The following is a 6,324-nucleotide window of genomic DNA, read 5'->3' on the forward strand; positions in this document are numbered from 1 at the left end:
GATCAAGGTGGCGACCGTGCGCACGACGGGCTTCGATGCCGCAGCGGCCACCGGTGGCAGCGCCGCGGTCGAGACCGTGGACGGCGTGGCCGACAGCGGCAAGAGCAGCTTCGTCGGAAGAGAAGTCACCAAGAGCGAGCGCCCCGAACTGACGGCGGCCAAGATCATCGTCTCGGGCGGCCGAGCGCTGGGCAGCGCCGAGAAGTTCCAGGAGGTGATGGCGCCTCTGGCCGACAAGCTCAACGCCGGTCTCGGCGCCAGCCGCGCGGCGGTGGACGCGGGCTACGCGCCGAACGACTGGCAGGTCGGCCAGACCGGCAAGATCGTGGCGCCGCAGTTGTACATCGCGGCGGGCATCTCGGGCGCGATCCAGCATCTGGCGGGCATGAAGGACTCCAAGGTGATCGTGGCGATCAACAAGGACGAAGAGGCGCCGATCTTCTCGGTGGCCGACTATGGCCTCGTGGCCGACCTGTTCACGGCCGTGCCGGAGCTGGTCAAGGCGCTGTAGGCGCTCTCGCAGAAGGAAGCACCATGAAGACCCGCATCACCGAACTGCTCGGCATCCGCTACCCCATCATCCAGGGCGGCATGCAATGGGTGGGCCTGGCGGAACTGGCCTCGGCGGTTTCCAACGCCGGGGGCCTCGGCATCCTGACCGCGCTCACGCAGCAGACGCCCGACGCGCTCCGGCGCGAGATCGAGCGCACGCGCGCCATGACCGACCGCCCCTTCGGCGTGAACCTCACGATCCTGCCCGCGTTGAAGCCGCCGCCCTACGCCGAATACGTGCAGGCGATCCTCGACAGCGGCGTCAAGATCGTCGAGACCGCGGGCAACAGCCCCCGGGACTTCATCGATCAGTTCAAGGCCCATGGCGTGAAGGTCGTGCACAAGTGCACCTCCGTGCGCCATGCGCTGTCGGCGGAGCGCAATGGCGTCGACGCGGTCTCGGTCGACGGCTTCGAGTGCGCGGGCCACCCCGGCGAGGACGACGTGCCGGGGCTGGTGCTGCTGCCGATCGCGGCGCGCGCGCTCAAGATTCCGATCATCGCCTCCGGCGGCATCGCCGACGGGCGCGGCATGGCCGCCGCGCTGGCGCTCGGCGCCGAGGGCGTCAACATGGGCACGCGCTTCTGCGTGACGCAGGAAGCACCCATCCACTACAACATCAAGCAGGCGCTGGTGGCGGCGTCCGAGCGCGACACCAAGCTGATGTTCCGCACCATGAAGAACACGGCGCGCGTGTTCAGGAACGCGATTTCGGAAGAGGTGGTGGCGACCGAGAACCGTCCGGGCGGCTGCCAGTTCGAGGACATCCGCCCCCTGGTGGCGGGCGTGCGCGGGCGTGCCGCGCTGGAGTCCGGCGAAGTCAACGGCGGGGTGGTCTCGGCGGGCCAGTGCATCGGCCTGATCGACGACGTGCCGACCTGCGCCGACCTGCTCGACCGCATGGTCCGCGAGTGCCGCGAACACCTGGACCGTTCGCGCGCCTACTTCGACTGAGCCCCCACGCTCCCTCACTTCGTGTGGTCGCTGCCCCCCGAGGGGGGAGCAGCAGGCCGCCCGTCCGTGCGAAGCGCGGACTTCGCCGCGCTGGCGGCCCGGCGCCGGCCTGAGGCCACGCGCAGGGGCGAGTGCCTGGCAGCTAAGGAAACCCCCGATGGCGATATGGTCATGGATCGCTAGGATCCATGGCTGCTTCCCTGTCGAGGTGTACGGATCGCGTCCCGGCGTCCGCCCGGTGACACGTGGCCTCACCCTCCTGCTTCCCCCGATGACCTCTCCCTCCGAGTCCGGCCCCGTGCTGGACGCCGCCAGCCCCCTCCCCCCTGAAATCGAAGCCGCCGACGAACCGACCCGCGTCCCGCTCGCGATCGAGGACTGGGCCACCGTGGTCATCATGGGCCTGCTGGCCTGCATCACCTTCGCCAACGTGCTGGTGCGCTATTTCACCGACTCCTCCTTCGCATGGACCGAGGAGTTCTCGGTCTTCCTCATGATCCTGCTGGCGCTGGTGGCGGGCTCCGCCGCGGTGGCGCGCGACCGCCACATCCGGATCGAATACTTCGCCGAGAGCGGCAGCATGGCGCGGCGCAAGCGCCTGGCGCAGTTCGGCGCGCTCATGGTGGGGCTGCTGTTCTTGCTGATCGGCGCGCTCAGCGTGCGCATGGTCTGGGACGACTACCGCTTCGAGGAGACCTCGCCCGGCATCGGCGTGCCGCAATGGTGGTATTCGATCTGGCTGCCGGTCGTCTCCTTCGCGATCGCGCTGCGCGCCCTGGGCCTGTTCATCCGCCGTGGCCGCAAGACCAGCTACGGGGGCTCGGACCAATGATCCCCACGCTGCTGTTCGTCGCCTTCGTGGCGATGATGCTGGCCGGCGTGCCGATCGGTGCGGCGCTGGGCCTCGCCGGCGCGGCCTGCATCGCGCTCGCCAACAGCGACGCACAGTGGTTCGGCCTGCTGGCCGTGCCGCAGAACTTCTATGCCGGCCTCGGCAAGTACCCGCTGCTGGCGATCCCGATGTTCGTGCTGGTCGGCTCGATCTTCGACCGCTCGGGCGTGGCGCTCAGGCTGGTCAACTTCGCCATCGCGATCGTCGGCCGCGGCCCCGGCATGCTGCCGCTGGTGGCGATCGTGGTGGCGATGTTCCTGGGCGGCATCTCGGGCTCGGGCCCGGCCAACGCCGCCGCCGTGGGCGCGGTGATGATCACCGCGATGTCGCGCGCGGGCTACCCGGCCGCCTACTCGGCCAGCGTGGTCGGCGCGGCGGCGGCCACCGACATCCTGATCCCGCCTTCGGTCGCCTTCATCGTCTACTCGGTGCTGGTGCCGGGCGCCTCGGTGCCGGCGCTGTTCGCCGCCGGCATGATCCCGGGCATCCTGGCCGGGGTGGCGCTGATCGTCCCGGCCGTGTGGCTGGCGCGCAAGAACAAGATGGGCGCGCTCGAATCCAGCCTGCCGCGCCCGGCCTTCTGGAAGAGCTTTCGCGATGCGATCTGGGGCCTGGCGGCGCCGGTACTGATCCTCGGCGGCATGCGCGCCGGCCTGTTCACGCCGACCGAGGCGGCGGTGGTGGCGGTGTTCTACGGCCTCTTCGTCGGCATGGCGATCCACCGCACGATCAAGGTCCGCGACCTGTTCGTGATCCTGCGCGAATCGGGCGAACTCTCGGCCGTGATCCTGCTGGTGGTGTCGCTGGCGGGCATCTTCGCCTATTCGCTCTCGACGCTCGGCGTGATCGATCCGGTCACGCGCGCGATCGTCAATTCGGGCCTGGGCGAATACGGCGTCCTCTCGCTGCTGATCCTGCTCTTGATCACGGTCGGCATGTTCCTCGACGGCGTCTCGATCTTCCTGATCTTCGTGCCGCTCTTGTGGCCGATCGTGCAGCACTACAAGTGGGACCCGGTCTGGTTCGGCGTCATTCTCACGCTCAAGGTCGCGCTCGGCCAGTTCACGCCGCCGCTGGCTGTCAACCTGATGGTGTCGTGCCGCATCGCCAACGTGCGCATGGAAGAGACCGTGCGCTGGGTCGGCTGGATGCTGTTCGCGATGTTCCTCGTGATGGTGGCGGTGATCGCCTGGCCCGAGCTCGCGCTATGGCTTCCGCGCAAGCTGGGCTACTGATTCTTCGATTTATTCCCAAGGAGACTGATCCATGAAATTCCGTCGTTCCCTGCTCGGCCTCCTGGCCGTCGCCGCCGCATTGGGCGGCTTCTCGGTGGCCGCGCAAGCGCAGAGCTACAAGGCCGAATACAAGATGTCGCTGGTGCTGGGCCCGCCCACGCCATGGGGCGAGGCCGGCCGGATCTGGGCCGACCTGGTGAAGGAGCGCACCCAGGGCCGCATCAACATCAAGCTGTACCCGGGCGTGTCGCTGATCCAGGGCGACCAGACGCGCGAGTTCAGCGCACTGCGCCAGGGCGTGATCGACATGGCGGTCGGCTCGACCATCAACTGGTCGCCGCAGGTGAAGCAGCTGAACCTGTTCTCGCTGCCCTTCCTGATGCCCGACTATGCGGCGATCGACGCACTGACGCAGGGCACGGTCGGCAAGGAGATCTTCCAGACCTTGGACAAGGCCGGCGTGGTGCCGCTCGCCTGGGGCGAGAACGGCTACCGCGAGATCACCAACTCCAAGCGCGCGATCAAGTCGCCCGAGGACTTGAAGGGCATGAAGATCCGTGTCGTCGGTTCGCCGATCTTCTCCGACATGTTCAGCACGCTGGGCGCCAACCCGACCCAGATGAGTTGGGCCGATGCGCAGCCCGCGCTCGCCAGCGGCGCGGTCGACGGCCAGGAGAATCCGCTGTTCCTCTTCACCGTGCTCAAGATGCACACCGTGGGCCAGAAGTTCGTGACCACCTGGGGCTACATGGCCGACCCGCTGGTGTTCGTGGTCAACAAGGAGGTCTGGGGCTCGTGGACCCCGGCCGACCAGGCGATCGTGCGCCAGGCCGCGGTCGACGCCGGCAAGCAGAACATCGCGCTGGCCCGCAAGGGCCTGGTCGAGGCCGACAAGCCGGTGCTCAAGGACATCGCAGCGATGGGCGTGACCGTCACCCAACTGACCCCGGCCGAGCGCGAAGCCTTCGTCAAGGCCACCCGCCCGGTCTACGCCAAGTGGACGCCGACCATCGGCAAGGACCTGGTGACGCAGGCCGAGCAGGCAATCGCGGCACGCAAGAAGTAGCTCGCCCCCAGGTTGGGCTCACTTCGTGTAGCCCGCCCACCCCCTACCGGGGGCAACACCAGCGGCCCGGCAAAGCCGGTTCCGCGGTGTTTCACCAACGGGCCTGGCTGCGCCGGCCGGTGAATACTGGCGCTGTGTTTGTTTTCGGCTGCGCGCAGCGCGCCCGTTCGCGGGCAGTCGCGGAACCGGCTTTGCCGGGCCGCTGACTGCGCCCCCGGTAGGGGGTGGGCGCCCGACACGAAGTGCGGGCAACCTGGGGGCGAGCTCAGTGCGCCAGGATCTTGTTCAGGAAGTCCTTCGTGCGCGGCTGCCGGTTCTCCGGGTGGTTGAAGAACTCATCCTTGGAGCAGTCCTCGAGGATGCGGCCGCCGACGTCGATGAAGATCACGCGGCTCGCCACCTTGCGCGCGAAGCCCATCTCGTGCGTGACCACCATCATGGTCATGCCTTCCTTGGCCAGCAGCACCATCACGTCGAGCACCTCGCCGACCATCTCGGGGTCCAGCGCCGAGGTGGGCTCGTCGAACAGCATCACGATCGGGTCCATGCTCAGCGCGCGCGCGATCGCCACCCGCTGCTGCTGGCCGCCGGACAGCTGGCCTGGGAACTTGTCCTTGTGCGCCATCAGGCCCACGCGGTCGAGCATCTTCAAGCCCCGCGTCTTGGCTTCGTCGGCACTGCGCCCGAGCACCTTGATCTGCGCGATCGTCAGGTTCTCGGTCACCGACAGGTGCGGGAACAGCTCGAAGTGCTGGAACACCATGCCGACCTTCGAGCGCAGCTTCGGCAGGTTGGTCTTGGGGTCGTGCAGCGCAATGCCGTTGACCGTGATCTCGCCCTTCTGGAAGGGCTCGAGCGCGTTCACCGTCTTGATCAGCGTCGACTTGCCCGAACCCGAGGGCCCGCAGACCACGACCACGTCGCCCTTGGCGATGTCGACCGAGCAGTCGTTGAGCACCTGCACCGGGCCATACCACTTGGAAACGTTCTTGATTTCAATCATTTTTTCGGACATGTCAGGCCTCCCGCCGGGCCGCCCCAAGGGAGGCCTGCGCCCCCTCGGGGCTGAGGTCCGCGGCTCCAAACTCGCCTGCGCGAGTTTGGACGGACCGAAGGGCCGGCGCCTCTGGCGCCGACTCGTCCAGCGAATACACGAAGTGATGAGCGTGGGGGTTCATGGTTTCTCCTTCAGCGGATGATGGCGATCTTCTTGTGCAGGCGCTTCACGAGCCACGAGAGCGAATAGCACAGGATGAAGTAGACGACGGCGGCCAGCAGGTAGGCTTCTTCGGGCCGGCCGAAGTTCTTGCCTGCGGTGTCGAAGCCCTTGAACAGGTCGTAGGCGCCGATGGCATAGACCAGCGAGGTGTCCTGGAACAGGATGATGGTCTGGGTCAGCAGCACCGGCAGCATGTTGCGGAACGCCTGCGGCAGGATCACCAGCTTCATGTTCTGGCCGTAGGTCATCCCCATCGCCTGGCCCGCGGACACCTGGCCGCGCGGGATCGACTGGATGCCGGCGCGCATGATCTCGCTGAAGTAGGCGGCCTCGAAGGCGACAAAGGTGATGATGGCCGAGTACTCGGGCCCGATCGGCCGCCCGATCATCGTCGGCACCAGCAGGA

The 6,324-nt window shown here is 67.6% G+C and carries 7 protein-coding genes; 5 read left to right on the top strand and 2 right to left on the bottom strand.

Translation table 11 applies throughout. The features are described from left to right. The 5 genes from AC1D2O_RS37430 to AC1D2O_RS37450 all read left to right on the top strand — a co-directional run. Window positions 1-511 (top strand): electron transfer flavoprotein subunit alpha/FixB family protein (locus AC1D2O_RS37430; RefSeq protein WP_478158905.1); only part of this gene is annotated, 511 nt, incomplete at its 5' end. 23 nt (window positions 512-534) lie between these two features. Next, complete coding sequence (locus tag AC1D2O_RS37435; protein ID WP_478090759.1) at window positions 535-1,506, top strand: NAD(P)H-dependent flavin oxidoreductase; 972 nt, start codon at window positions 535-537, stop codon at window positions 1,504-1,506. Between the two features lie 271 nt (window positions 1,507-1,777). After that, a complete protein-coding gene (locus AC1D2O_RS37440; RefSeq protein WP_478090760.1) occupies window positions 1,778-2,338 on the top strand; it encodes a TRAP transporter small permease in 561 nt (186 codons plus the stop codon). Next, a complete protein-coding gene (locus tag AC1D2O_RS37445) occupies window positions 2,335-3,633 on the top strand; it encodes a TRAP transporter large permease (protein ID WP_478090761.1) in 1,299 nt (432 codons plus the stop codon). Before AC1D2O_RS37440 ends, AC1D2O_RS37445 begins: the two co-directional genes overlap by 4 nt. A 31-nt stretch (window positions 3,634-3,664) precedes the next feature. Beyond that, window positions 3,665-4,699 carry a DctP family TRAP transporter solute-binding subunit gene (locus AC1D2O_RS37450; protein WP_478090762.1) on the top strand — a complete coding sequence of 345 codons (1,035 nt, stop codon included), beginning with the start codon at window positions 3,665-3,667 and terminating at the stop codon, window positions 4,697-4,699. 265 nt (window positions 4,700-4,964) lie between these two features. Here the strand turns inward: AC1D2O_RS37450 and AC1D2O_RS37455 are convergent, their stop codons facing one another. Next, entirely contained in the window at window positions 4,965-5,702 is a 738-nt protein-coding gene (locus tag AC1D2O_RS37455; RefSeq protein WP_478158907.1) for an amino acid ABC transporter ATP-binding protein, read from the bottom strand. A gap of 185 nt (window positions 5,703-5,887) precedes the next feature. Then, window positions 5,888-6,324, bottom strand: a 437-nt coding sequence (locus tag AC1D2O_RS37460; RefSeq protein WP_478158906.1) for an amino acid ABC transporter permease, incomplete at its 5' end; no start/stop codon positions are given.

It is taken from the genome of Variovorax sp. P1_G12, from assembly GCF_056405555.1.